This is a genomic window from Neobacillus bataviensis LMG 21833 (assembly GCF_000307875.1).
Taxonomy (GTDB): domain Bacteria; phylum Bacillota; class Bacilli; order Bacillales; family Cytobacillaceae; genus Neobacillus; species Neobacillus bataviensis.
In genome coordinates this window covers 101,008-127,518 of sequence record NZ_AJLS01000138.1, presented here as the reverse complement: position 1 = coordinate 127,518, position 26,511 = coordinate 101,008, and the positions used below count along the sequence as shown (strand labels likewise).

The 26,511-nt window shown below is 39.7% G+C and carries 23 protein-coding genes, 1 pseudogene and 1 other annotated feature (1 of these 25 only partly in view); of the genes and pseudogenes, 20 read left to right on the top strand and 4 right to left on the bottom strand.

Going from position 1 to position 26,511, the window contains the following annotated elements; translation table 11 throughout:
* Positions 1 to 180 (top strand) — a binding site (T-box leader) (it extends 40 nt beyond the left edge of the window).
* A 43-nt stretch (positions 181 to 223) separates the two neighbouring features.
* Positions 224 to 1,480: a tyrosine--tRNA ligase gene (gene tyrS, locus BABA_RS21865; RefSeq protein WP_007087430.1), complete on the top strand. Its 1,257-nt coding sequence runs from the start codon at positions 224 to 226 to the stop codon at positions 1,478 to 1,480.
* Positions 1,481 to 1,555: 75 nt separating this feature from the next.
* Here tyrS and BABA_RS28605 read toward each other — a convergent pair.
* A pseudogene (locus BABA_RS28605) lies at positions 1,556 to 1,723 on the bottom strand (site-specific integrase); the annotation flags it as partial.
* A gap of 76 nt (positions 1,724 to 1,799) precedes the next feature.
* Between BABA_RS28605 and BABA_RS28535 the strand changes: the two are divergent.
* The 4 genes from BABA_RS28535 to BABA_RS21845 all read left to right on the top strand — a co-directional run bounded on the left by BABA_RS28535 (position 1,800) and on the right by BABA_RS21845 (position 7,838).
* Positions 1,800 to 2,180 carry a heterocycloanthracin/sonorensin family bacteriocin gene (locus BABA_RS28535; RefSeq protein WP_420806023.1) on the top strand — a complete coding sequence of 127 codons (381 nt, stop codon included), beginning with the start codon at positions 1,800 to 1,802 and terminating at the stop codon, positions 2,178 to 2,180.
* A gap of 165 nt (positions 2,181 to 2,345) precedes the next feature.
* Entirely contained in the window at positions 2,346 to 4,292 is a 1,947-nt protein-coding gene (locus BABA_RS21855) for a putative thiazole-containing bacteriocin maturation protein (protein WP_007087428.1), read from the top strand.
* The gene (locus tag BABA_RS21850) at positions 4,292 to 6,229 is read left to right on the top strand and encodes a TOMM precursor leader peptide-binding protein (protein WP_007087427.1); all 1,938 of its coding nucleotides are present in this window, start codon (positions 4,292 to 4,294) and stop codon (positions 6,227 to 6,229) included. The genes BABA_RS21855 and BABA_RS21850 overlap by 1 nt, the downstream gene beginning before the upstream one ends.
* A gap of 22 nt (positions 6,230 to 6,251) precedes the next feature.
* Entirely contained in the window at positions 6,252 to 7,838 is a 1,587-nt protein-coding gene (locus BABA_RS21845) for a SagB family peptide dehydrogenase (RefSeq protein ID WP_007087426.1), read from the top strand.
* A 178-nt stretch (positions 7,839 to 8,016) separates the two neighbouring features.
* Here the strand turns inward: BABA_RS21845 and rpsD are convergent, their stop codons facing one another.
* Complete coding sequence (gene rpsD / locus BABA_RS21840) at positions 8,017 to 8,619, bottom strand: 30S ribosomal protein S4 (RefSeq protein ID WP_007087425.1); 603 nt, start codon at positions 8,617 to 8,619, stop codon at positions 8,017 to 8,019.
* A 370-nt stretch (positions 8,620 to 8,989) separates the two neighbouring features.
* Between rpsD and BABA_RS21835 the strand changes: the two genes are divergently transcribed.
* Positions 8,990 to 10,405, top strand: a complete 1,416-nt coding sequence (locus BABA_RS21835) for a sensor domain-containing diguanylate cyclase (protein WP_007087424.1) — start codon at positions 8,990 to 8,992, stop codon at positions 10,403 to 10,405.
* A gap of 77 nt (positions 10,406 to 10,482) precedes the next feature.
* Here BABA_RS21835 and BABA_RS21830 read toward each other — a convergent pair whose 3' ends face one another.
* Positions 10,483 to 10,965: a GAF domain-containing protein gene (locus BABA_RS21830; RefSeq protein ID WP_007087423.1), complete on the bottom strand. Its 483-nt coding sequence runs from the start codon at positions 10,963 to 10,965 to the stop codon at positions 10,483 to 10,485.
* 145 nt (positions 10,966 to 11,110) lie between these two features.
* On the opposite strand from BABA_RS21830, the gene refZ reads away from it, so the two are divergent.
* From refZ to rarD, 8 genes are all read left to right on the top strand, one after another.
* Positions 11,111 to 11,743 (top strand): forespore capture DNA-binding protein RefZ, encoded by a 633-nt coding sequence (refZ, locus tag BABA_RS21825; RefSeq protein WP_007087422.1) that lies wholly within the window; start codon positions 11,111 to 11,113, stop codon positions 11,741 to 11,743.
* A 159-nt stretch (positions 11,744 to 11,902) separates the two neighbouring features.
* A complete protein-coding gene (ezrA, locus tag BABA_RS21820; protein ID WP_007087421.1) occupies positions 11,903 to 13,591 on the top strand; it encodes a septation ring formation regulator EzrA in 1,689 nt (562 codons plus the stop codon).
* 99 nt (positions 13,592 to 13,690) lie between these two features.
* The gene (locus tag BABA_RS21815) at positions 13,691 to 14,833 is read left to right on the top strand and encodes a cysteine desulfurase family protein (protein ID WP_007087420.1); all 1,143 of its coding nucleotides are present in this window, start codon (positions 13,691 to 13,693) and stop codon (positions 14,831 to 14,833) included.
* Complete coding sequence (gene thiI, locus BABA_RS21810) at positions 14,834 to 16,039, top strand: tRNA uracil 4-sulfurtransferase ThiI (RefSeq protein ID WP_007087419.1); 1,206 nt, start codon at positions 14,834 to 14,836, stop codon at positions 16,037 to 16,039.
* Positions 16,040 to 16,137: 98 nt separating this feature from the next.
* Entirely contained in the window at positions 16,138 to 16,341 is a 204-nt protein-coding gene (locus tag BABA_RS21805; RefSeq protein ID WP_007087418.1) for an alpha/beta-type small acid-soluble spore protein, read from the top strand.
* A 192-nt stretch (positions 16,342 to 16,533) separates the two neighbouring features.
* Positions 16,534 to 18,120: an acyl-CoA synthetase MbcS gene (mbcS, locus tag BABA_RS21800; protein ID WP_007087417.1), complete on the top strand. Its 1,587-nt coding sequence runs from the start codon at positions 16,534 to 16,536 to the stop codon at positions 18,118 to 18,120.
* Positions 18,121 to 18,193: 73 nt separating this feature from the next.
* Positions 18,194 to 19,792: an amidohydrolase gene (locus BABA_RS21795; protein WP_007087416.1), complete on the top strand. Its 1,599-nt coding sequence runs from the start codon at positions 18,194 to 18,196 to the stop codon at positions 19,790 to 19,792.
* Between the two features lie 90 nt (positions 19,793 to 19,882).
* The gene (rarD, locus tag BABA_RS21790) at positions 19,883 to 20,809 is read left to right on the top strand and encodes an EamA family transporter RarD (RefSeq protein WP_007087415.1); all 927 of its coding nucleotides are present in this window, start codon (positions 19,883 to 19,885) and stop codon (positions 20,807 to 20,809) included.
* A 40-nt stretch (positions 20,810 to 20,849) separates the two neighbouring features.
* Here rarD and BABA_RS21785 read toward each other — a convergent pair whose 3' ends face one another.
* Entirely contained in the window at positions 20,850 to 21,653 is an 804-nt protein-coding gene (locus tag BABA_RS21785) for an NAD kinase (protein ID WP_007087414.1), read from the bottom strand.
* A 153-nt stretch (positions 21,654 to 21,806) separates the two neighbouring features.
* Here BABA_RS21785 and sppA point away from each other — a divergent pair, with 153 nt between their 5' ends.
* The 6 genes from sppA (at position 21,807) to BABA_RS21755 (ending at position 26,298) form a co-directional block, all read left to right on the top strand.
* Positions 21,807 to 22,817: a signal peptide peptidase SppA gene (gene sppA, locus BABA_RS21780; protein ID WP_007087413.1), complete on the top strand. Its 1,011-nt coding sequence runs from the start codon at positions 21,807 to 21,809 to the stop codon at positions 22,815 to 22,817.
* Positions 22,818 to 22,830: 13 nt separating this feature from the next.
* Positions 22,831 to 23,280: an RDD family protein gene (locus tag BABA_RS21775; RefSeq protein ID WP_007087412.1), complete on the top strand. Its 450-nt coding sequence runs from the start codon at positions 22,831 to 22,833 to the stop codon at positions 23,278 to 23,280.
* Between the two features lie 80 nt (positions 23,281 to 23,360).
* Positions 23,361 to 24,050 (top strand): DUF2953 domain-containing protein, encoded by a 690-nt coding sequence (locus BABA_RS21770; protein WP_235749778.1) that lies wholly within the window; start codon positions 23,361 to 23,363, stop codon positions 24,048 to 24,050.
* 17 nt (positions 24,051 to 24,067) lie between these two features.
* Positions 24,068 to 24,547, top strand: coding sequence for a GerW family sporulation protein (ytfJ, locus tag BABA_RS21765; RefSeq protein WP_007087410.1), 480 nt, complete (start codon positions 24,068 to 24,070; stop codon positions 24,545 to 24,547).
* A gap of 161 nt (positions 24,548 to 24,708) precedes the next feature.
* Positions 24,709 to 25,209 (top strand): thiol peroxidase, encoded by a 501-nt coding sequence (tpx, locus tag BABA_RS21760; protein ID WP_007087409.1) that lies wholly within the window; start codon positions 24,709 to 24,711, stop codon positions 25,207 to 25,209.
* A gap of 105 nt (positions 25,210 to 25,314) precedes the next feature.
* Positions 25,315 to 26,298: a class I SAM-dependent methyltransferase gene (locus BABA_RS21755; protein WP_007087408.1), complete on the top strand. Its 984-nt coding sequence runs from the start codon at positions 25,315 to 25,317 to the stop codon at positions 26,296 to 26,298.
* The last annotated feature ends 213 nt before the right edge of the window (positions 26,299 to 26,511 follow it).

The following is a 26,511-nucleotide window of genomic DNA, read 5'->3' as shown; positions in this document are numbered from 1 at the left end:
CTGTTCGTAGAGAGTCAGCGGTGGTGTAAGCTGATACATATAGAAGAATGAATTACCTCCTTGAGCTTTTTCTGTGAAACCAATGGTGAGTAGCGGAAAACGGTCAAAACCGTTAATTTTTTTAAGTTGGAGGAGTTTTTTCCTCAAGCTGGGTGGTACCGCGTATTTTACGTCCCTGCATATTTGCAGGGGCGTTTTTATTTTTTAAACGGAGGGATTTTAAATGAATTTATTAGAGGATTTAACATGGAGAGGGATTATTTACCAACAGTCAGATGAAGAAGGACTAAAAGATGTATTAAGCAAGGAAAGTATTTCACTTTATTGTGGGGTAGACCCAACTGCAAATAGCCTGCATATTGGGCACTTAGTTGCGTTTCTAACACTGAGAAGATTTCAGCAGCATGGCCATCGTCCTATCGTGTTGGTTGGCGGTGCTACAGGGATGATTGGTGATCCAAGTTTCAAAAGTGAAGAACGGAAACTTTTAACATTGGAAACCGTACAAGAAAATGTAGCAGGTATTAAAAAACAGCTAGAGGAAATCTTTGATTTTGAAGGTGAAAGTGGTGCTATTATGGTGAATAACTATGATTGGACCAGCGCTATGGATATTGTTTCGTTTTTACGTGATATCGGCAAGCATATCGGGGTTAATTACATGCTGGCAAAGGATACCATTGCTTCACGTCTAGAAACAGGTATCTCTTTTACTGAATTCACGTACACCATATTACAAGCAATGGATTTCAACCATTTGTATGAGCATAATAATTGTAAATTGCAAATTGGCGGCAGTGATCAGTGGGGCAACATTACCTCCGGTTTGGAATTAATTAGGAAAATGCAGCCAGAGGGTGCTAAGGCATTTGGTTTAACGATTCCGCTTGTTACGAAAGCAGATGGGACAAAGTTTGGAAAGACTGAAAGCGGCGCTGTTTGGCTTGACCCGGAGAAGACAACTCCATACGAGTTCTACCAATTCTGGATTAACGCTGCTGATGCCGATGTTGTCAAATACCTTAAATTCTTCACCTTCCTAACACATGAAGAAATTGAGCAATTGGATAGATCTGTTGAGGCAGAACCGCATCTTCGTAAAGCGCAAAAGGCATTAGCAGAAGAGATGACTCATCTCATCCACGGTGAGGAAGCATTGCAGCAAGCGATTAAAATTTCGCAAGCTTTGTTTAGCGGGGATGTGAAAAATTTATCCGCTGCGGAAATAAAACAAGGATTTAAGGATGTTCCTTCTTTTGATGCACGCGATTCCGAAGGGAACCTTGTTGATTTGCTTGTAGCGGCAAAGATCTCTCCTTCAAAGCGCCAGGCACGTGAGGATATTACAAATGGTGCTGTTACGATAAACGGAGAGAAAATAACAGATACAAATTATGTCCTTAATGAAAATGATCGGATAGAAGGGCAATTTACGATTATTAGAAGAGGGAAAAAGAAGTACACGTTAATTAAATATTAACTGAGTTTGGGCCCTTTGGATTTCCAGGGTCCTCTTTTGTTGTATGAAAGACATGGTATGTTTTAAAAGCCTCCCTCAAAATAAGAAATGTAATGCCTTTTCGAAAGCGATGACCGATTCCTCTTCCAGCGCTTTATAGGAGTGCCCGTAAATGCCCAGAATCATTTGCTGAGTGTTTCCCAATCGTTCTGCAATGACTTTTACAGGTATCCGCTGGCCAATCAAGATGGGGGCAAGCGTATATAAAATAGGCTCTTAAATCAGTAACAACCACCTAAAAAGAATCATATTTTGTTGAAGAGAGTAAACGTATTTTCTGATGGTTTCATCTCATAAAACCCACAAATTCATTTCACTTTATTCTCAAGTCAGGAGATGGATTTCCCTGATTATTAAATATAAAGGGGAGGAAGAAATGCATAATTTTCAAAATGATCTTCAAGGTTTGGGAATGGATCATTACCAAGTTGGTCAATTAATTCCTATGGATCCTCAGAGCCAAGATCTGCGTGTGTTTGGTATGCGCTGTGGAGGCTTCGGTCGCTGTGGAGGATTTGGTCGCTGCGGAGGATTTGGTCGTTGCGGAGGATTTGGTTGTGGCGGTTTTGGCGGTTGTGGAGGCTGTGGCGGCTGTGGCGGTTGCTTTGGTTTTAGCTGTTTCGGTATCGGTTTCAGCTGTTTCGGTATCGGTTTTATTTAGTTGTTTTGGAGTCTCAGAAAAAAATAGTTATGTTAGAAAAGAAGTGCCCCCTGCATGGACATGTGCCGCAGGAGGCACTTCTTTTTTGGTTAATCATAATGGACAAATAAAAGAACATAAAATAATAGTGCATAATTAGGACTAATTTGATTTAAGGAGGAGCGAATGACAAAACTTAACTCGTCCACACGTTTGAAGGTCAAAAGGGATTCATTTTATCTACCAGATCCAAAGGGTGGTGTGTATTTTAGAAATAACTTAAGTTCATTCCGAATGGAAGGAAATACGATTTACCAATGGATTGAAAAATTAGTGCCAATGTTTAACGGGGAGCAATCATTGGGAGATTTAACAGAGGGATTAACGGCGCCATATCGCAACAGGGTATATGAGATAGGAGAAACCTTGTACAAGAACGGCTTTGTTCGAGATGTCAGCCAAGATAGGACACATGATTTAAACCCAAAAGTCCTAGAAAAGTATGCTTCACAAATTGAATTTATCGAGAATTTTGTAGATTCTGGTGCGTGCCGTTTTCAAGAATACCGTCAAGCTAAAGTTCTGGCTATCGGTTCTGGATCCTTTATGGTTTCATTGGCTGCTGCATTAATTGAATCGGGTCTTCCCAAATTTTATTTCATGTTGACCGATTCAGTACCTACAAATCAATTGCGGATAAATGAGTTAGTACGCGATGCCTACATTGCTGACCCTGAAGTGGAGGCCCTGCAGGTACCATTTGAAAAAAGGGACGGAAGGAGTTTTTGGCAAGAAGCTTTGCATCCATATGATTGGATTCTATATGTCTCTCAGGATGGAAATGTAAAAGAACTAAAGGATCTGAATATGGCTTGCAAAGAGAAAAGGAAAGGGTTTTTTCCTGCCATATGTTTAGACCAAGTGGGGCTTGCTGGTCCATTGGTTCATCCGGAATCAGAGGGATGCTGGGAGTCAGCATGGCGCCGAACCCATCAATCTTCATTGCAAGTAGATCGGCAGCCGCAATCTTTCTCTACAACTGCCGGAGCCATTCTTGCCAATGTTACCGTATTCGAATTTTTTAAGAAGGCTACAGGAATTGCAGGGTCAAATCAGAGTAACCAAATTTACAAACTTGATCTTGAAACGCTGGAAGGAGACTGGATTTCATTCATCACACATCCATTGGTTACAAATAAAAGTGTCTCGTCAAGACTGGTGGAAGATTTTGATGTAAGGATAAAGCAAGAAAAGAGTAAAAACGAACCTTCGAATAACCTCTTGGAATATTTCAGTTTATTAACTTCGGAAGAAACAGGAATTTTCCATACCTGGGAGGAGCGAAACTTGAAACAGCTTCCACTTTCGCAGTGCTATGTTCAAGCGGCTAATCCAGTGTCAGAGGGACCAGCAGACCTTCTGCCAGAAATTGTCTGTTCGGGTTTTACACATGAGGAGGCAAAGAGGGAAGCGGGACTGACTGGGATTGAAATGTATGCTTCACAAATGTTCAAGGAATGTGGTGATCAAAAAGATAAGGCTGGTGAAAACATACCAGGGGGTTCAATCGGCATTGGGGCAGGGGAGACAGTTGAAGAGGCAGTTTGTCGCGGCTTGCAAGCCTATTTAGAGAAAGAATTGAGAAATAAAAAGGACGATCTACTGAATCCTGTTTTTCGCGTTCAACTGGGAGAAATTGAAGATCAACGCTGCAGATTTTATTTAAATGCCCTGACTTCCTTAAATGGTGCACCGACCATCGGTTTAGAAAATGAAATACTAGGCTTCCCAGTAATATGGGTAAAGTCGCAGGGACGGCGGTACACTAGTACCGGGTTAAATACAACCTTGGCTTTACGGAGTGCATTACAACAAGCGCTTTTGGATAAACAAAATCAGGTGCATGCAACCGAAAGGATATCGGAGTCAGCTGTTTTTTTGAAAGAAAAGGAATTTAAACTCGGAATCCCTTCTTGTGAAGAAATAACACAATTGGAGCTATTACAATCTTCCATTCAGGTTTTGAACCAAAACAGCAAACGCCTATTCGTTTATGATCTTGCGTTCGAACCTTTTTTAAAACAGGAATTGGCAGGGGTGTATGGTGTGAAGGTTCGAGAGGAGGAATCCTAGTGGCCGCCCATATTCTCATTGACGGAGAGGGTTTATTAGCGGATTATGTCTTTGATCAATTGTCCGGCAATTATCTCGTAAGGCGTCAAAGCCTATTAGAAGAGGTTACCGAAGAAACAGAAATAGCTCTGGTGTTGCACGATGCCTGGAATCCAGCCATTCATCAAAAAGCGGAGGAAAAATACAGGAACACAGGTATTCCATGGCTGCGAGGTTTCGTTTCATTTGGGGAGGGAATTATTGGTCCTTTAGTTCGCCCTGATACACCGGGATGTTCTTGCTGCGCTGACATACGGCGCTTGATAGCTGGATCCGATCGGAAAGAAATGTGGCAGCTACAGCTAAGGATGGCAGCAGTTGAAGGTGTAATCCAAGATGCTTGGGCATCAAGAACAGGACTATCACAAATGGCAGCATTGATATGTAACGAAGTGGAGAGTGTTCTTAAAAGAGAACCCAGCAATTTAGAAGAAAGAGTGTTCATTATGAACCTGAGAACGTTAACGAATGCTAGTCACCTTTTCTTACCTAATCCCTTGTGCCCGATTTGCAGGCCAATACCTGATGATACACCAGAATTAGCCCAAATTAGGTTAGAATCTAGCCCTAAACTTAATGGTCAAGGTTATCGCTCCCGTTCGATGGATGAATTTAAAACAGTACTAGTTAAAGACTATCTGGATTACCGTACTGGTGTCATGAATGGAAAAATCCAAGATTTCACACTGCCATTTGCTGATGTTTTAGTGAACATGCCGTTATTTGAAGCGGACGAGGGAGTCGCTGGCCGGTCTAATTCTTATGAAATGAGTGAGCTAACTGCGATTTTAGAGGGGTTGGAACGATATTGCGGGATCGAGCCTCGAGGCAAAAGGACGGTAGTTCGTGATAGTTATCATAATTTACAGCAAAATGCACTAAACCCTGAAAGAGTAGGTTTGCATGAAAAGGAACAATATACAAAGCCTCAATTTCCGTTTAAACCGTTTCATCCTGATGAGCCAATGAATTGGGTCTGGGGCTATTCGTTTTTACAAGAACGTCCTATACTAGTTCCGGAGTTACTCGCCTATTACAGTTTGGGCCAGGGGGAGGGCTTTGTTTATGAAACCTCCAATGGATGTGCATTAGGGGGTAGTTTAGAAGAAGCTATTTTCCATGCCATTATGGAGGTTGTCGAGCGAGATTCATTCTTGTTAACCTGGTATGCAAAACTCCCCCTGCCGCGTCTTGACCTTAGTTCAGCTAACGATAAAGAATTACAGCTGATGGTCGAACGTTTACGTGAGGTGGCGGGATATGACCTTCATTTTTTCAATTCGACGATGGAACATGGAATTCCAAGCGTGTGGGCAGTAGCCAAAAACAGAAGATCCAAGGGTGTAAACCTCATTTGTGCAGCTGGAGCTAACCCGGATCCTGTAAGGGCTGTAAAAAGCGCAATTTACGAGCTTGCGGGAATGATGGTGCATGACGAAAAATTGGAGGCAAACGAGCAGAAATATCAACATATGTTACAGAATCCGTTCGCAGTACGTACGATGGAGGACCATGGTTTGCTCTACGGGCTGCGGGAAGCAGAGGAACGGCTGAATTTTTTACTGGATGATCAACGTCCATTACGTACGTTTGCAGAACAATTCAAGGAGCCGCCCGCAAATATTGATTTGAAGGAAGATCTTCTGGATATTCTTCAGAGGTTCCAACGGTTAGATCTTGAGGTCATTGTGGTGGACCAAACGACACCGATAACCAAACGGAATGGATTATTCTGTGTGAAAGTATTGATACCTGGTATGTTACCGATGACATTCGGACATCACCTGACCCGTGTAAAAGGGCTGGAGAGGGTCCTTAGAGTGCCAATGAAACTTGGATTTATGAAACAGCCAATATCGTATGAACAGCTAAATCCCGATCCCCACCCATTCCCATAATTGAAAAGTAGGAGGTTTCAGATTGGAGCTAGAAACATTTATACATCACCTTCACTTTGATACGGAAAAAGTTGCTCCTCCAGATTGGCAAGTGGATTGGGAGAATGCACCACTTCCCTATAAACTGTACCGGGGCTTGCCAGAGATTCCGCTGAACGCAGATGTACCGTTAACACTCAGCGGACGGGAAGCTAAGACAGAACCTAGCCGGGAGGAGCTAGGTCATTTCTTATGGTATGTATACGGCCTTACTCAATACTCGCAAATCGCTTTAATCGAGGACACCGAGGAAAAAGGTGCTGTGAGCTATGCCCAGTTATTACGCAGATTTGTACCTTCTGGCGGAGCATTATATCCCAATGAATTATATGTGTATGTGAAGCTGAAGGACACACCAATGGGAATTTACCATTATGATGCGGCTCACCATCGCCTCCTCTTGCTGCGAGAAGGAAATTACGATTCATACTTATCAAGAAGTCTTGGAAATAGCTGTGATCTTTCTGACTGTTTCTGTACTGTTTTTGTCTCGACGCTATTTTGGAAAAATTTTTATAAATACAATAATTTTTCCTACAGGCTCCAAGGGTTAGATGCAGGTGTGTTAATTGGGCAATCTTTAGAAGTGGCCAAACGAATAGGGTTTTCAACTCGGGTATGCTACCAATTTCTTGATAGGTCTATTAATCATTTGCTTGGGCTGTCTGATCAGGATGAAAGTGTATATGCGGTTATTCCTTTATCTGTTAATCAAAACGTCAATAGTGTACGCAACAATCATAATAGAGTGGAAATTGTTTCTGCCACTGAATTGTGCCGGGAAGTGCCACTGTTGGAGCATGTTTCCTACAACCGTTCAAAAAGGGTTATAGATTATCCTAGCTTGAGAAAATTTAATGAAGCATCAATGTTTGATACAACAGAGTCGTTTGTGAAGATAAAGAAAGATAGTAGTGTGAAACTTTCCTTAGATTCGGAAATGATCTTCCTTCCCTTTGCTGAGCACTTTTCATACGATCTTGCATCCGTTTTTAGAGAGCGGCATTCTCCTGATATTGATTTTTTGATGGGGCAAGTCAGTCAAACGCAGCTATCCACTTTGTTAAAAGAGACATTTTCCTCCTTGTATCAAAATGACCTTGATGGTACACATGGGAATGTGGAGAGTCGTGTTGCTTTATATGGCAGTTTTTACAACGTGGAAGGAGTTCCAAATGGTGCCTATTCTTATGACAATGCCACTCATGCACTTCGAAGAATAACACAGGGGGATTTTCGAGAGTTTTTACAAAATGGATTAACAATGCCCAATGTAAATCTGTTTCAAGTTCCGCTCTGTCTGCATGTTGTTGGAGACAGGGAACACCTCAAAAAGGAATTGGGATATAGAGGATACCGCATTCAACAAATGGAAGCGGGCATACTCTTGCAACGATTGCTCTTGGTATCGTGTGCTTTAGGAATGGGAGGGCACCCGCTATTAGGATTTGACGCGAACCGATGTGATGGACTTTATGGGATCGATTCGAAAGAAAAAACAAGCCTAATCCAAATCCCGGTCGGTCCATACCGTCCCCGCGCCTGGTTAAAAGGGAGTTTGATTAGCTAGGAGAGACAAGTGTAAAGCATACGGTAAAAAAATGGCACTCCCAGTGTTCTTTTAGATTATACTTCTTTGGAGGAGAATACAAAATTCTACTAAGCAGAGTAAAAATAAAAAACCCTAGAACCATTGATTTAACAAGGTTTCTAGGGTTTTTGTGATTGCTATTTAATAAGCAAATCAATTAACGTGAGTAGAACTCAACGATGAATGTTTCGTTAATTTCAGCAGCAAGTTCAGAACGCTCTGGTAAGCGAGTGAATGTGCCTTCTAATTTGTCTGCATCAAAAGTTAAGTAATCAGGAATGAAGTTTGTAACTTCGATTGCTTCTTTGATGACGTCAAGGTTACGTGATTTTTCACGAACGCTGATTGTTTGACCAGGAGCTACACGGTATGATGGGATATCTACGCGAGAACCATCAACCATAATGTGTCCGTGGTTAACTAATTGACGTGCTGCACGACGAGTGCGAGCAAGACCTAAACGGTAAACTAGGTTGTCAAGGCGTGATTCAAGAAGAATCATGAAGTTTTCGCCGTGAACGCCGCTCATTTTGCCAGCTTTAACGAAAAGATTGCGGAATTGACGCTCAGTTACTCCATACATATGACGAAGCTTTTGCTTCTCTTGTAATTGCAATCCGTATTCAGAAAGCTTTTTGCGTTGGTTTGGACCATGTTGTCCAGGAGCGTAAGGACGCTTTTCTAATTCTTTACCTGTGCCGCTTAGAGAGATTCCAAGACGACGGGATATTTTCCAGCTAGAGCCAGTATAACGAGCCATGAATGACTCCTCCTTCGTGTTTTTATTTTGGTAAAATAAAAACCGTTAAGAAACACAATAACAGTCATTTTGTTTTCATGCACCATCGCCCTAGCAGCGGAGGGTTACTCGATGCACCATCACAAAGGTGTGAGGAACAAAATGAAACAATTAAGTTTATTCTTATAGGCTGCAATATTTTACACAAAGAGTATTATATAACTTTAATTCCTTTTCAGTCAAGTTTATTTTTATGAAGAAATATTATATTTGGAAAATAGTTTTTAAAAAATTAATAAATTATTCAAAAAAACATTACAAAAGTATCCCAATATTAACTATAATTAGGTTACAATGTATATATCTGGAATTCAAAATGGGTGAGATTTGAATGTTTGATTTTGAAGGAGATTTACTATTAGATGATGGGAAATATAAAAAATTATTTCAAATAGCTGAAAAGCTTCATTCAACCCTTAATATAGATGTCTTATTAGGGGAAATATTCATTGCATTAAAAGATATTTATCCAAACTTTTCATATCATTTACTTCTTTCAATGGATACGCATAGTCATAGCGACCTTCCGATTATTGACCTTGAATACGATAATGATAATATTGCCGCCATTCAGGCCTTTGAATCTGGTAATGTTCAATTCGAGAATACTCAAATGGGACATGCCATCCTTTATGCACCTCTAAAAGGGAAGCGGGAGATCTTTGGGGTATTACAGGTGATTGCACCGGATACGAAAGAATTTCCAATAAATGAAGTAGAGTTTATTACTTTATTTTCAGGCTGTGCGGGAGGAGCATTGGAAAATGCCCAGTTATATCAACAATCACTACGAACTATTTCTGACCTGAAATTAATTAATGAAACCTCACACCAACTCAATTCTAACCGGCCGCTGGCTGAGACTTTCGAATTTATGTCAACACAAATTAAGGCATCTTTTGAAGCGAATGAGGTAGGTTTTTTTCTATTTTCCCATCAACTAACAAAAGCAAAGGTACTTCCGGGATCCACTCCTTACTTTTTCACAAGGCAGGCCCGCATCTACGTTGACTACATAAAAGAAAAATTACTAAAGGAAAACGAACCGCTTTTTATAGGGGATTTTACTCTTTCTGATAAAAATCATGGAACAAGCTTTCATTCCATTATGGCTGTGCCGGTTGTTGTCAGCGAAAAATTAAGAGGCTTTTGCATGATCATGCATCGATGCCCATATTTCTTTTCCTTTGAGTCCTTTACGCTCCTCCAATCACTGGTACATCATTCATCATTGGCGTTAACGAACTCCATGTTAAGAGAAGAATTGAAAGTATTGGTTACGACTGATCATCTGACAAAGCTTCATTCGCGAAAGTTTTTGGATGAAAAAATACAGTCCTCCATGAAGAATGATGGGGAAGGGACTTTTATTCTACTTGATATTGATAATTTTAAAGAAATAAATGATACATATGGACATCAAATTGGTGATGAAGTGTTAATTCAGGTCGCCAATCTTATTAGAGGAAACATGCGTGAACATGATATTGGCGCTCGTTGGGGGGGGGAGGAACTCGCCATCTATCTCCCTAAAGTTCCGCTAGAAACAGGAGCGGCAATAGCCAGTCGGTTAGTAAAAAAGGTAGCAGAAAGTTCTGAGCCTCATATTACAGTGTCGTGTGGTATTTCCTACTGGAATAAAGAAAGTCAGGATTCTTATCAATACTTATTTAAAAGGGCAGATGAGGCGTTATATACGGCAAAAGAGACTGGAAAGAACAAAGTAGTGATTCAGGGGCGATCATAGTAGGGTAAAGTAGATTTGGAACAGGCATTTCAGAAAATTTGAAAAACTCGCCGGCATGAGCTGCACGGCGAGTTTTTTTATATATGCCTCATTAATACGTCAACAAATTCTTCTAGTTTTTCTTGGTCTAGCCCATCAAAGCGATCAGTTTCAGGAGAATCAATATCTAATACCCCAATTAATTGATCCCCTTTAAGAAGGGGAATGACAATTTCCGATTGCGATGCGGAATCGCAAGCAATATGGCCGGGAAATTGATTAACATCCTTCACACGGATAGTTTCCTTTTTCAAGGCTGCCGTACCGCAAACTCCTTTGCCAAGTGGAATCCGGATACAGGCTGGTAACCCTTGAAATGGCCCCAGCACGAGTTCCCCATTGGTGTCCATTAGGTAAAATCCAACCCAGTTGACACGGTCAAGAAATTGGTTTAATAGGGCAGAGGCATTACTAAGATTAGCTATTTGATTTGGCTCATCATGAAGCAGAGCATGCAGCTGCTTTTTAACTAGTTCATAATTTTCTTCACGATTGCCGGTGTACATTTCGACGTTAAACAAGTTATTTCACCTTTTTCTATTAAGATTTACTATTTATTTTATCAAAATTAAAAGAAAAAGAGCAGACTTTGTCGATATTTTCATAAAGGAATCCAGTGTGACATCAAGAATCATTATGTAAGGGGATCCTGAAGGGGGAGAAGGAATGAAGAAAAATGCAAAAGATGCGATTGTGAAGGCTGCTATATCGTTGTTTAATACAAATGGGTATGCGGGAACGTCAATCAGGGATATTGCTAGTCTTGCAAAAGTTAATACGGCAGCGATAGCATATCACTTCCATAATAAACCAGGCCTCTTAGAATATTGCTTTACGCATTTTTTTGAACAGTACATGAGTAAAATTGAGGAAGCATATGCATCGATTGACCGCGGGGCTAAGGAGTGCTTAAAGAGAATTGCAGCAGACCTGCTCCACTTTCAATCTGAAAATAATCATCTTACTAGTTTTATTTATCGAGAAATGTCCATGGATTCGCAAGTGGTAAGAGAAATCATGTCAACCTATTCACTTAAAGAAAAATATTACTTCCAGCAGATTTTTGAAAGAGGCTTTGAATGGAATGAATTTCGGCCCCATTCGATTCCTTATTTAATCATCCAACTAAAAAGTTTATTGATGATGCCCTATATGAATACTCACTATATGCGAGAGGTATTGTATATCTTTCCAAATGAACCGTTTTTTGAACAAAAATATTTAAAGGATATTCATTTTTGGATTGATAAAACATTATGTTCGGATATTCCCATAAAAAAGGGTGCAGTCATAAAATAGCGGAAATCGCTATTTTTTTTCTTTTTACAAAAAAATTGAAAATTATAGTCAAAAATTGTCGTTTACATGGTATCATAAAAGCATTGAATAGAATAGGAAGAGTTTTTTTATATAGATGTGTTATGTAGAATTACGTGTTTCGAATTAGGAGGCTTACTTGTGAAATATTTCATTGGACTTTTCATCCTATTACTGGCCTTATTTGTAATAGGATATTTAATAAAGAAAAAGTATTTTAAAGAAATGGATCGATTGGAAGCATGGAAAATTGATTTATTAAATCGACCAATTCCGGATGAAATGTCCAAGGTAAAACAGTTAAACATGACAGGACAAACGGAAGAGCTTTTCGAAGGCTGGCGGAGCGAGTGGGATGATGTCGTAACAGTAAAGCTTCCTAACTTAGAGGAAATGCTGTTTGATGCGGAAGAGTACATAGACAAGTACCGATTCAAAAAAGCCAAAGAGGTTCAACAAGCAATTGATTCAAGATTGCAAGAAACCGAAAATCAGATAAAAAAGATTTTGGAAGAGTTGCATGAGCTTGTCGGCAGTGAAGAAAAAAACAGAGTTGAAATTGAGGAGTTAAAAGAGTTATATCGAGAAGCGAAGAAAACGCTGCTCGCCCACCGGCACAGCTTTGGGATTGCTGAAAAGCACTTAGAATTGAAGCTTAATGATACAGCGCAAAAATTTCAGGAATTTGATGAAAAAACGGAACTTGGCAATTACCTTGAGGCTAGAGAAGTAGTCTTACAGATGCAAGGACAGCTTGGAACCATTAAACGGCATATGGATGTCATTCCACAGCTGCTAATTGAGTGCCAATCACTGCTTCCAAACCAGCTTTCCGATTGTTTAGAAGGACAAAGGGAAATGACTGAACAGGACTATTATCTAGAACATATTAATGTCGTGCAGGAAATTAAGCGCCTGGAGGAAAAACTAGCTGAAAACCTGGCATTAATTGAAGCAACTGAAATTGATAAAGCTGAAGAAGGCGTAAAAGAAGTAAAAGATCGTATCGATATCCTCTTTGATCTTTTAGAAAAGGAAGTTCACGCCAAGCATTACGTCCAAAAAAATGAAAAGGCAGCCTATGAACTTCTGGCAACGGCACAAAGAGAAAATAATGCTCTTTCCAATGAGGTGCAGCAGGTTCAGCAAAGTTACCAAGTATCTGAAAGCGATCTTGAAACACAAAGGAATCTTGAAAAGGAACTTGCAAACGTTTATAAGCACTATGAAATTTTAGTTGAAAAGTTAAAGCTAAACGGAACAGCACAAACGGTGCTCAGTGAAGAATTAAGTGATATTAAAGATCAACTCGATATCATCCTTGAAGAGCAGCAGTTATTTGCTGTTAAACTCCAGGCACTTAGGAAAGATGAACTTGAAGCAAGAGAAAAAATCATGGAATTAACGAAAATGGTTGGCGATACTGTACGCCTCGTGAAGAAAAATAATGTTCCGGGAGTGCCGGCAGACTATCATTATTTATTCGAAGACACAAACGAGAGTATTCAAAACGTTCGTTACCAGCTTGATGAAAAGCCGCTTAATATTTCTGCTCTTAATCAGTATTTAGAGGTTGCCGTTTTAACAGTTGAGAAACTTGTTAATACAACCTATGAATTAATTGAAAATGTGACGTTGGCTGAGAGAGCAATTCAGTACGGAAATCGCTATAGAAGTCATTATCCATCAATTTCTAAGGGGTTAACGGATGCAGAAATGGCATTCAGACAATACGATTATCAAGAGGCATTAGAGCAGGTTGCGGCATCGCTTGAAGGAATTGACCCTGAGGCCTTGAAAAAAATAAAGGCAACAATTGTTAACGAATAGATTTTTGAACCGATTCGACCTCCCAATGGTCAAATCGGTTTTTCTTTTTAAATTTATGATCTTTATGATAAGATTTACATTTGTACGGAGGAGATTAAGATGATTTATTTTGATAATAGTGCAACAACAAGACCATATAAAGAAGCATTAGATTCCTTTCTAACGGTTTCAAGTGAATATTTTGGCAATCCATCCTCACTTCATAGTATGGGGGGGCAGGCTGAGAAACTCTTATCACAGGCGAGGGAACAGGTGGCAAAACTTTTAAAGGTAAAAGCTGCGGAGATTTATTTTACCTCCGGTGGGACTGAAAGTAACAATATCGCCATAAAAGGTGCGGTAATAATGAACCGGAATAAAGGGCGCCATATCATAACCTCTAGTGTAGAGCATGCATCAGTACATGCTGCAATGGAGCAGCTTGGGCAAGAAGGCTTCGAAATCACCTATCTGCCGGTAAACGAAAATGGCAGAATTCGTGTCGAGGATGTCGAAAAAGCAATTCGGAAAGATACTATTTTAATTTCCATCATGCAGGTCAACAATGAGGTGGGGACTGTTCAGCCAATTAAAGAAATTGGCGAAATGCTCAAAAATCATCCCGCAATCTTATTTCATGTTGATACAGTTCAGGGGATCGGAAAAGTTCCTCTGTCACTATATAACAGCAATGTAGATCTTTGCTCCCTTTCTGCACATAAATTCCACGGTTTAAAAGGGACAGGTGCCCTATTTATTCGTGAAGGGGCAAGACTTGCTCCGTTATTTTCAGGAGGTAATCAAGAGCGGATGATGCGCAGCGGCACGGAAAATGTCGCCGGTGCTGTGGCGATGGCAAAAGCCCTACGAATGACAATGGATAAAAGTGATAGCGGGACCCGGCGAATGAAAAAAATTCAGACAATCCTAAGAACAGGGCTTCGCGAAATAGAAGGCGTAGTCATCCATACACCAATCGAAAATTCAGCGCCTCATATTGTTAATTTTTCCCTTAACGGTATGAAATCAGAAGTTTTTATCCATGCTCTTGAGCAGCAGGGAGTTTTCGTTTCAACGACTAGCGCCTGTTCCTCCAAAAGGAAATCACCAAGTAAAACCTTACTTGCTATGGGCATTCCCGAAAGCTTAGCTGAAAGTGCTATAAGAATTAGCCTTTCCTTTGAAAATACGGAAGAGGAAGCAAAAACCGCTATCTTAGCTATGAAAAATACAGCAAACCAATTACGAAAGGTTATGAATTAAATGAAATATGATCGTATACTCATCCGCTATGGAGAAATTTCAACAAAGGGACGAAACCGCAATAAATTTGTCGATAAGCTAAGAAAGAGTGTCAGGATTGCCCTCGCCCCCTTTCCAAATATAAAAATTGAATCAAGTCGCGATCGAATGTATGTGTTATTAAATGGTGAAGATGGAATAGAAATCATCGAAAAATTAAAGAATATATTTGGGATTCAATCCTTCAGTCCGGCCATTAAGGTGGATAGAGATGTTGAAGTATTAAAACAGGCATCACTAGATTTAGTTTCGTCTCTTTACAAGGAAGGTCAGACTTTCAAAGTCACGCCTAAACGGTCGGATAAAACGTATGAGTTGAATTCAGATGGAATCAATCAGACAATTGGCGGCCATTTGCTGCAATCCATTCCGGGACTCAAAGTGGATGTAAAAAAACCAGATATTAATTTGCGAATTGAGGTCAGAAAAGAAGCTATTTATCTATCCTGCGAAACAATCCAAGGTGCTGGCGGCCTTCCGATGGGTTCTAGCGGCAAGGCGATGCTCATGTTATCTGGCGGGATTGACAGTCCTGTTGCCGGCTATTTAGCAATGAAGCGGGGATTAGAAATTGAAGCAGTCCATTTTTTTAGTCCACCATTCACAAGTGAGCGTTCTAAGGAAAAAGTGATTGATTTATCGCGGAAGCTGGCTGAGATTTACGGTGCCATTACACTAATTATTGTGCCCTTTACTGCTGTTCAACAGGCGATTCGCGAGCAAATTCCAGAAAATTACTCAATGACAACGACAAGAAGAATGATGCTGCGGATTACAGATGGAATTAGACAAAAGAGGGAAGGTCTAGCTATCGTTACCGGTGAAAGCCTTGGACAAGTAGCCAGCCAAACAGTAGAAAGTATGTTTGCGATTAATGAAGTGACAAATACACCTATATTACGACCTTTGATTACGATGGATAAAACGGATATCATTAAACTTGCTCAAGATATTGATACACTGGAAATTTCCAACAGACCGTTTGAAGATTGCTGCACGATTTTTGTGCCATCCTCACCGAAAACAAAGCCGAAAAAGGAAAAAGTACAGCATTTTGAAAGCTTTTTTGATTTTGAACCGTTGATTCAGGAAGCAGTCAATGAAGTTGAGACTATTATCGTTAAACCTGCGGATGATCAGCAATCTGAATTTAAATCATTATTTTAAAGGTAAAATATGAACATCTTGTGAACAATTACCAACTAGATTATAGAATGAAGCTAATTAGTTTTACACATTCTATACTCACAAGGAGGTGATATCACATGGCAAGCAACAATTCAAATCAATTATTAGTTCCTGGTGTTGAACAAGCTCTTGACCAAATGAAATTTGAAATTGCGAACGAGTTTGGTGTAAATCTTGGAGCAGAAACTACTTCACGTGCTAACGGTTCCGTTGGTGGTGAAATCACAAAACGTCTAGTAGCAATGGCTGAACAACAATTAGGCGGCGGATTTTCTCGTTAATCAAAAATAAATACAATGGCTACAGAGAGTGTGGAGGATAACTCCCGCTCTCTTTTTTATTTTCACTTTTAGATAAAAAGTATATAATTAGTATCAGGTACTAGGAGTAAATAAAAATTAATTAATATATCCAAATCTTTATTTATTTCTGTATAATTATTATATAAGAAAATTATTTTAGGAGGAGAAGTCATGAAGAGGGAAGATCTAATTGCACCAGAACAGTATAACCTTGTTTCAGAAATGGAGCGTTTTGCTACAGAACCGCAAAGAATCGCTTTAAAGTGGGAAAATGATTTAGGAGAAACAAAGCAAGCTACATATGAGCAATTAATGAAACAAGTGAACCAAGCGGCGAATGTGTTTACCCAGAATGGTTTAACGAAAGGTGACGTTGTTCTCGTTATTGTCCCTCGTCTGATTGAAGCATACGTTGTTTATTTAGCAGCATTAAAAGCGGGGATGGTAGTAATTCCTAGCTCTGAAATGCTTCGGGAAAAAGATTTGCAATACAGAGTTTCACACGGTGATGTCAAGGCGATTATCAGTTATTACCCTTATGTCGATCAATTTGAACAAATTACCGAAACACAACCGCTTGTGAAATTCACACTAGGTGCAAAGGAAGATGGCTGGATTCATCTGGATGCTGAAATGGAAAAAGCGAGTGATGAATTTGCGATTGCCGAAACTCTTCGGGACGATATGGCCTTTTTATCCTATACATCCGGAACAACTGGAAATCCAAAAGGTGTGGTCCACACACACGGCTGGGCATTTGCTCACTTAAAAACAGCAGCATCCAAGTGGCTTTGTATTGAAGATGGCGATACCGTTTGGGCAACAGCTGGCCCAGGCTGGCAAAAATGGATTTGGAGCCCGTTCCTTTCTGTTCTTGGTTCAGGAGGCACCGGTTTAGTGTATAACGGAAAATTTGAGCCGAAGAAATATTTAAGCCTGTTGCAAAAATATGATGTCAATGTTCTTTGCTGCACACCAACAGAATATCGCTTAATGGCAAAGGTTGACAATTTGGCTGACTATCAATTACGAAACCTTCATAGCGCGGTCTCTGCTGGTGAACCGTTAAATCGTGAGGTTATTGATACTTTTAGAAAATACTTTGGTATTGATGTTCGTGACGGCTATGGCCAAACGGAAAATACATTGCTTGTCGGGGTTACAAAAGGGATGGAACTTAAGCCAGGCTCAATGGGTAAACCGACACCTGGAAACCGCGTAGAAATCATTAATGACGAAGGTCAGGTTTGCGCAGTCGGGGAAGTTGGTGATATTGCTGTCCATGTTGAAACCCCGGCCTTATTTAAAAAATATTATAAAGATCCTGAAAGAACGGCAATGCAGTTCAGAGGCGATTATTATGTAACGGGTGATAGAGCCAAAATGGATGAAGAAGGCTATTTCTGGTTCGAAGGCCGCAGCGATGATATTATTATCAGCTCAGGCTATACAATTGGGCCGTTTGAAGTGGAGGATGCGCTCGTGAAACATCCGTTTGTCAAGGAATGTGCAGTTGTTGCAAGTCCTGATGAAATTCGCGGATTTATTGTTAAGGCGTTTGTTGTTTTACAGGATGATGTCAACCCGGCCGATCCGGAGTTAACCAAAACCTTACAGGAGCATGTAAAAACACTTACAGCTCCATATAAATATCCTAGAAAAATTGAGTATTTGACAGAGCTTCCGAAAACAACCTCAGGAAAAATTCGCCGGATTGAGCTTCGTCAAAAAGAAATGGAATCACCGAAACAGGTATAATTTTTAGAAACGAATGGCAGGCGGTGTTTTATCGTCTGCTTGTTTATTTTTAGAATTGGGAGTTGATAAGGAAATGGGAAAGTTATGGTATGGGGGAACAATCTATACGCTTGAAAATGAAGAATCAAGGGTAGAAGCTATTTTCACAGAAGGAAATCGAATCGTTCAAATAGGTGAAAAAAAGCAATTAGAAGAAATGTTTAACGATAGGATTACCGAATGGGTTGACCTGAAAGGCGGTACCATGTTTCCCGGATTTGTCGATAGCCATATCCATTTAATCGGTCATGGGGAAACATTAATCCGGCTTGATCTTTCAAAAATGAAGTCGAAAGAAGAAGTTTTGGCCGCTGTCAAAGAAAATGTTAGACATTCCCAAAAAGGCGAATGGATTATTGGCGAAGGCTGGAATGAGAACCTTTGGGTGCGGTCGGAAATAATTCATCGAAAGGAAATAGACGAAATTTCACCTGAAAATCCAGTCTTGTTAAAACGTATTTGCCGTCATGCGATGGTTGTTAACACGAAAGCACTTGAACTGGCTGGAGTATCTGAGAAAACAGTTTGTCCTCCCGGAGGGGTCATTGAAAAAGATGGGATGACTGGTTTAACAGGACTTTTAAAGGATACAGCACAGGATCTCATCAACACAGCAGTACCTTCAGTTTCAGAAGAATATTTACAAAAAGCGTTGAAAGCAGCCATTAAGGATTTATATCGGCTGGGGATTACAGGGGCTCACACAGAGGATCTAAACTATTACGGGGGATTCCATCGTACATATAAGACGTTTAAAAAGGTAATCGAAGAGGAGGGATATAAATTCCGTTCCCATTTACTTGCTCATCACGAGGTTGTCGATGACATGGTGAACGAGGGCGCGAGCTTCTTAACCGGTAACGAGTGGGTTGAGTTTGGGGCGATGAAGATTTTTGCTGATGGAGCGCTTGGCGGAAGGACTGCACTTCTAAGCCATCCTTATCATGATGCACCGGATACAAACGGTGTAGCCATATTTAATCAAGAGGAATTAAATGCTCTAGTCGCAAAGGCACGTACTTACAATCTCCCTGTGGCTGTTCATGCGATTGGGGATTTGGCGTTTCAATATGTATTAAACGCTGTTGAAGCCCATCCACTCGTCGGATCAGGTAGAGACCGGCTAATTCACGCTCAAATTGTACGCCAAGATCTAATTGACAGGGCGAAGAAGCTCCCTGTCATTATTGACATCCAGCCCGTTTTCCTTGCTTCAGATTTTCCGTGGGTAATGAATCGGATTGGCAGCGAAAATATGGACTATTGTTATGCATGGAAAACCCTCTTACATGCAGGTCTTAGCTGTGCCGGTGGTTCCGATGCACCGATTGAAATGCCAAATCCATTGTTTGGTATCCATGCTGCGGTAACAAGAACGAATCGAAATGATCCAAAAGGAATTATTTATGGAAAAGAACAAGCATTAAGTGTTTATGAGGCCGTCTGTTTATTCACAAAGGGCAGTGCCTATGCCGCTTGTCATGAACATAACCGCGGAATGATTAAGGAGGGGTATTTAGCAGATTTTACTGTGCTGGAACAAAATATTTATAACATTCCCCATTCTGAAATTCCTGAGGTTCCAGTCATGATGACTGTCATTGGTGAGGAGATTGTGTTTGAAAAAGAATAGTTTGTTAAGAAAAAAATCCCCTTCTTTTTAAGTTTCACGTTATAATGAATATATTTCGAAACTAGAAAGAATAGGGGATCGGGAAAACATATGAAAAAGACAGACACACAGATGGGGGCCATTTACGCCGGCTTTTCTTATTTTATTTGGGGACTATTGCCAATCTATTGGAAATTATTAAATCATGTAAATGCCGAGGAGATTCTCGCAAATCGGATATTTTGGTCGTTTATTTTTATGCTGATTATTCTTTTCTTTACGAAAAAATGGGGATTATTTGTTAGAACTTTAAAAGGATTTGCCCAAAATAAAAAGCAAATGTTTGCACTGACGATTGCCTCGCTATTAATTAGTATAAATTGGTTTGTTTATATTTGGGCAGTAAATAGCGGACATATGATTGAAGCCAGTCTTGGCTATTATATTAATCCCCTAGTCAGTATTCTATTGGGAATGGTTGTGCTAAAGGAAAGGTTGTCAATCTACCAATACGCCTCCTTCATTTTGGCAGCTGTTGGCGTAATTATCGTTACCGTTTCCCATGGCATATTTCCTTGGATTGCGATTTCACTGGCCCTTTCCTTTGGATTATACGGATTAGCGAAAAAGCTGATTAATGTAAATTCTGAAGTGGGGTTGACATTAGAGACCCTTGTCGTTTCGCCAATCGCTGCTATTTATATGGTATATTTATTTTTACAAGGGTCGAATTCCTTTTTATCAGCTAGTGTGGGAACTGATTTATTATTAATGGGGGCAGGTGTTGCGACTGCCGTGCCACTTCTTTATTTTGCTAAAGGGGCACAAAAAATTCCGCTCTCATTACTTGGCCTCCTGCAATATATTGCACCAACTATAACACTTATTTTAGGAGTTTTTGTCTATCAAGAGCATTTTTCCAAAACACAATTAATAGCCTTTTTGTTTATTTGGACGGCACTTACGCTTTATTCTCTATCAAAAACAAAGCTGTTGTCCGAAATGAAATGGAGAAAAGAAAAACGGGCAACGCTATAGTGAAAAAAACCTTATCCCAATGGATAAGGTTTTTTCATGATTATAAAAAGGTTCGTTTCACTTTATCCCAGAAAGAATTGTCTTTTAACTTTAAGGTTTTAATTTTTTTATCACTAATTTTAATTTGGATGTTATCCGTATAACGGATACTTAAGGCTTCATTGTCCATACCCATTGTCGGATGGTCATTTCCCTCAGAGACGACCTTAAGAGTAAGAGTGCGCTCGCTGCCAACGATAAAAGAAGCGCCAAGTGTGCGGTAACGGTTCGTATTCACAGATGCAACCTCACTAACCTGCATACAGGATAGGAGCGGGTCAACAATCGAACCATTTACCGATTTATTATAAGCGGTACTTCCGGTTGGTGTCGCCACAATCAGGCCGTCGCCACGGAATGTTTCTAAATGGAGTTGGTCAACGAATACATCGATGACAAGTGTTTTAATAATAGACGAACGGATGCTGAATTCGTTCAAGCACGGGAATGTCCCCTTCCCATCGACATTTACTTCAATCAATGGATAACGGCGGACTTCTATATGTTCAGTTGTGGTCATTGCCTCAATCATTTTTGAAGTATCATTAATTCGAAAGTCGCAATACATGCTTAAATTATTTTGAGTTGAAATTCCTAAGTAAAGACAATCATCGCGGAATCCAGTTTTCCTTACAGCCTGCAGAAATGTACCATCATCCCCAACACTGGCTATAATATTAGCCTTACGATAATCATTAACAATTGTAAATCCATACCGTTCAGCCAATTCTAGTAAGGGAGCCATTTCCGAAAGCATGTCCGCATCCCGCTTGTGATAGTAATAAATATTTCGTCTAAGTTCCATTAACTACTCCTCCTATTGGGTACTTTTAAAAAATGCAATAATTGGAAATATATCTTTGATAAAATAATAATACTCTGAAATTAGTTTAGCACTTTTTTGAAACAATATGAAAGGAAGGGCGTTGCTAAACAAAAGAAAGTGAGGGAGATACATATGAATGGAAAACGTTGGGCCGCCTTGGGAATTGCCGCCGCATTATTTTTTGTTTCGATTGTTATTAACTTTTTGTCGGCATTTGCTTTTAAAGGGATCAAAACAGATTTTACTGATTTTATGGAGACTGCCGAACAGCCATTTACGGAGGAAGTCGTTAAGGACGGCAGCGAATTAAAGAAAATAGTTATTCTCGATGTCGACGGTGTTATCCAAGATACCGGCGATGCAGGGTCTTTCCTGCAAAGTTCGGGTTATAATCATCAGGACTTTATGAAAAAGTTAACCTATTTGCAAGAGGATGATACGGTGAAGGGAGTAATTATTAGAGTAAACTCACCTGGCGGTGGTGTTGTCGAGAGTGCAGAAATACATGACAAGCTCGTTGATATCCAAAAGGATAGTAAAAAACCGGTATATATATCGATGGGTTCGATGGCTGCTTCAGGGGGGTATTATATTTCAACGGCAGCGAAAAAGATCTTTGCCAGCCCCGAAACATTGACGGGGTCGCTTGGAGTGATTATGGAAGGATATAATTATAAGGGCTTGGCAGATAAATATGGTGTCGATTTTGTCACGATTAAAAGTGGTAAGTATAAAGACATCATGAGCCCAACCAGAGAAATGACGGAAGACGAGCGGCAAATTTTACAAAAGATGATTGATAATTCCTATGAAGGGTTTGTAAAAGTCATTTCAGAGGGCCGCCATATGAGTGTTGATGACGTGAAGCAGATAGCAGATGGACGGGTGTATGATGGCCGCCAGGCAAAAGAAATTAAACTAATTGATGATTTTGGCTACCTAGAAGATGTCATTGATCAAATGAAAAAGCAGGAGAAGCTTAAAGGGGCAAAGGTAGTCCGCTATTCGGACGATCTCGGTTTTGGCTCACTATTTAAGTTCCAGGCAAATAAATTATTCGGTGATAATGTGGAAATGGCGGGACTCATGAAAATCCTTTCCAAGCCCAATTCACCACGCTTAATGTACCTATATGCGGAATAAGGGGGAAAGTGGAATGGAATCGAATGAACCTGGTTTACAGGAATCCCCTATTCGTTATGCAGGCTTCTGGATGCGTTTTTGGGCCTATCTGCTTGATTTAATTGTTGTGGGGAGTATCGAACGACTGCTAATAAACCCGTTCTTTCGAGCACTTGATATTTCTCTATCGGAATTTAATATGTTTGCGCCTATTTCGATTGCATCTGCGGTCATCTTTTATTTATATTTTGTGTTGATGACGAAATATTTTAGGCAAACGCTTGGAAAAATGGTATTCGGTTTAAAAGTAATAGACTTAAAAAATGATGAAATGTCGTGGGGAACAATTATTTATCGTGAATGGATTGGACGCTTTATCTCGGCAACGGTCATCATTGGCTATATCATTGTTGCCTTTTTACCTAAAAAGCAAGGGCTGCACGACATCTTTACGGATACTACGGTAATACATGTAGAAAGATAAGGGATTAAAACAAGCCTGTCAACTTCAAGTTGGCAGGTTTATTTTTTTCCTAAAAGTAAATAATAAAAGGCTGAAAGGTTGTGAATAAATTGTTTTGGCTTTGGCTTTCTTTATCAATACTCTTGTTCTTATTCATTTTAATTATTTTTACGAAAATAACGATTCTTTTAAATTATTATCATCATAATGACAATGATGATTTAAAGGTAGAGTTTAAGATATGGTTTGGACTCATTAAATATAAGCTAAATGTTCCATTGATAAAAATTGATGATAATTCACCAAGTCTAGTGGTAAAAAGTCATTCACATATGGGGGACTCGGCAGCTGAAAATCCAGAAAATACGGTGAACCAAATTACCCAAAATGACGTAGTGAGCAGCTTTGAAAAAACAAAAGAACTTTTAGAAAGAGTTATTGATTTGCATGTGATTGTGAGGAAATTTTTTAAAAGGGTTACCATAAAAAATTTTGAATGGCAAACACTGATGGGGGTTGGCGATGCGGCGCATACAGGAATGTTGACAGGGGCGATATGGGCAATAAAAGGGAGCATTGTCAGTATTCTTAGTCATTATTTTCGCTTAAAGGAAATGCCCCATTTATCTGTTACGCCCCATTTTCAAGCTGCTGTCATTCAAACCCAGTTAACGTGTATGTTTCAGTTTCGAATCGGGTATGCTATTCTCGCAGGATTAAAGATGATTAAATTCTGGAAAGGCGGGAAACCGCGTAGTAATTTTAAAAATGAAAAAACGAAATCCGTTTGAAAGAGGAGGAAATAGCCATGTCTGACCACCCAATTCAAGGTTTGATGACGACAGCAATGGAAAGCTTGAAAGAAATGATTGATGTAAATACTATCATCGGGGACCCTGTTGAAACCCCTGACGGAAGTGTTATTTTAACAGTATCGAAGGTAGGATTTGGATTTGCAGCCGGAGGGAGTGAATTTAAAGTCGACAGCTCCCAATCACAAGGCGGACAAAGCGGGAGTCAAGGGCAAAGTCAAAGTGCTGGGAAACCGTCCCTTCCATTTGGTGGCGGAAGCGGAGGCGGTGTTTCTATCACTCCAATTGCCTTTTTAATTGTAAATTCACAAGGTGTCAAAATGCTGCATCTTGATGAAAGTACCCATTTATATGAAAAGATTTTGGAACTTGCCCCACAAGCGGTCGATAAAATTCAGCAAATGTTCTCGAAAAAGGATACCAATAATCAACAACAAAGCGGGCAACAGCAGCCAAAAGTTGACCTTGAGTTATAAGAAGAAGGTTAATCTTCCTCATCAAAGGAAGGTTAACTTTTTTAATGATAGTCCAAAAAAATTGCAAAAATAGTGTTGAAAAGATATATTTACACTGTACATATTAAAGTCAATGTATCTAATAGGTATTGACTTTAAAACGACAAAGGAGGATGAAGAGAATGGCAAATGTAACATTTAAAGGAAAAGAAATTACCTTGATGGGAAGTGAAGTGAAGGTTGGGGACAAGGCTCCAAACTTTACAGTATTGGCAAATGACCTATCAGAAGTAACCCTAGAAAATACAAAAGGGCAGGTTCGTTTAATCACTTCTGTACCTTCTTTAGACACAGGTGTTTGTGATGCAGAAACACGCCGTTTCAATGAAGAAGCAAACAGCTTAGGAAACGTTAAAATTTTAACTGTGAGCGTAGACTTACCATTTGCACAAAAACGCTGGTGTGCTGCAGCAGGAATTGAAAATGTTCAAACACTTTCTGATCACCGTGATTTATCTTTTGGAGAAGCATTTGGGGTTGCAATCCAAGAATTACGCTTACTAGCTCGTGCTGTTTTCGTTGTTGACTCAAATGATACAGTGACATATGTAGAGTATGTTAGTGAAGCAACAAACCATCCAAACTACGAAGCTGCAATTGAGGCTGCAAAAGCGGCAAAATAATTGAAACAGAAAGGCCTCGTCTCTAAAGCGAGGCCTTTTTACTTGTTTAAAAAACATAAACTCGTATAAAATGAATAAGGAAATTTAGGATTGGAGGGGAAACAAATGAAACTTTCTCCGGTTGAACAGCTATTTACACTATTTAATGAAACAGCGGTTATTTTACAAGAGGAATTATCCTGCAGCTACCTTGAGGCACTTGCCGAAACAGGGGAAAATCTATTTCAGGGCGCTATCCTTCAGGATGAGCTAAGTGAGCTGACACTGAAAAGGCTTAAGAAGGTATATGAAGAGACCCACTTGGTCAAATATTCGAATGAGGATATTCGCAAAGCTTATCAGCTTGTGATCTTAAAAGGGATGAAGGAAAATGTCCAGCCTAACCATCAAATGACCCCAGATTCTATAGGGATGTTGATGGGCTATTTAGTGGAACGATTTGTGAAGCAGCCAGCCTTCCGTCTCCTCGACCCTGCCGTTGGAACAGGAAATTTAGTAACAACCGTTTTAAATCACGTACATAAAGAAATCACTGCAATAGGCGCAGAGGTTGACGATATTTTAATCAAGCTTGCTTATGTAAATGCGAATCTGCAAGAGCATCCTGTTGAGTTTTTCAATCAAGATAGTCTAGAGCCTTTATTTATCGATCCGGTTGATGCTGTTATTGCTGATTTACCGATTGGCTACTATCCCAATGATATTAGAGCGGCGGATTATCAGTTAAAAGCTTCGAAGGGTCACTCGTTTTCCCATCATTTATTTATCGAACAAAGCGTCAAACATACCAAACCCGGGGGATATTTATTTTTCCTCATTCCAAACGGCCTGTTTGAAAGTGAACAAGCACCACAGCTTCATGAATTTATCAAGGAAAATGTGATCATTCAGGGCTTGCTTCAATTACCGCCAACCATGTTTAAAAATAAACAATCGGCCAAGAGTATTTTGGTATTACAGAAAAAAGGGGAAGGCGTCCAGCCGCCAAAGGAAGCATTACTCGTAAATTTACCGAGTCTTTCAAATGCCGTTGCAATGGACAAAATATTAACTAAAATTGAAAAATGGTTTCAGGATAATAAAGGATAATGCTGGTTTTAATTACCGGTTTTATCCTTTTTGTTTTTGTTTAATAATATTAGAAATTTGTGAATAAATGAACATTTGAGTTGGAACCGTTGCCAATGGATTTATCCCTTGAAAAGTCCGATTTTCAATGATTAAATGAGGAATTGAGGGAAATAAACAAGGTCGGTTTGCACAAAATAAGGTGTACTATTCAAATTTCATCATGAATCGATG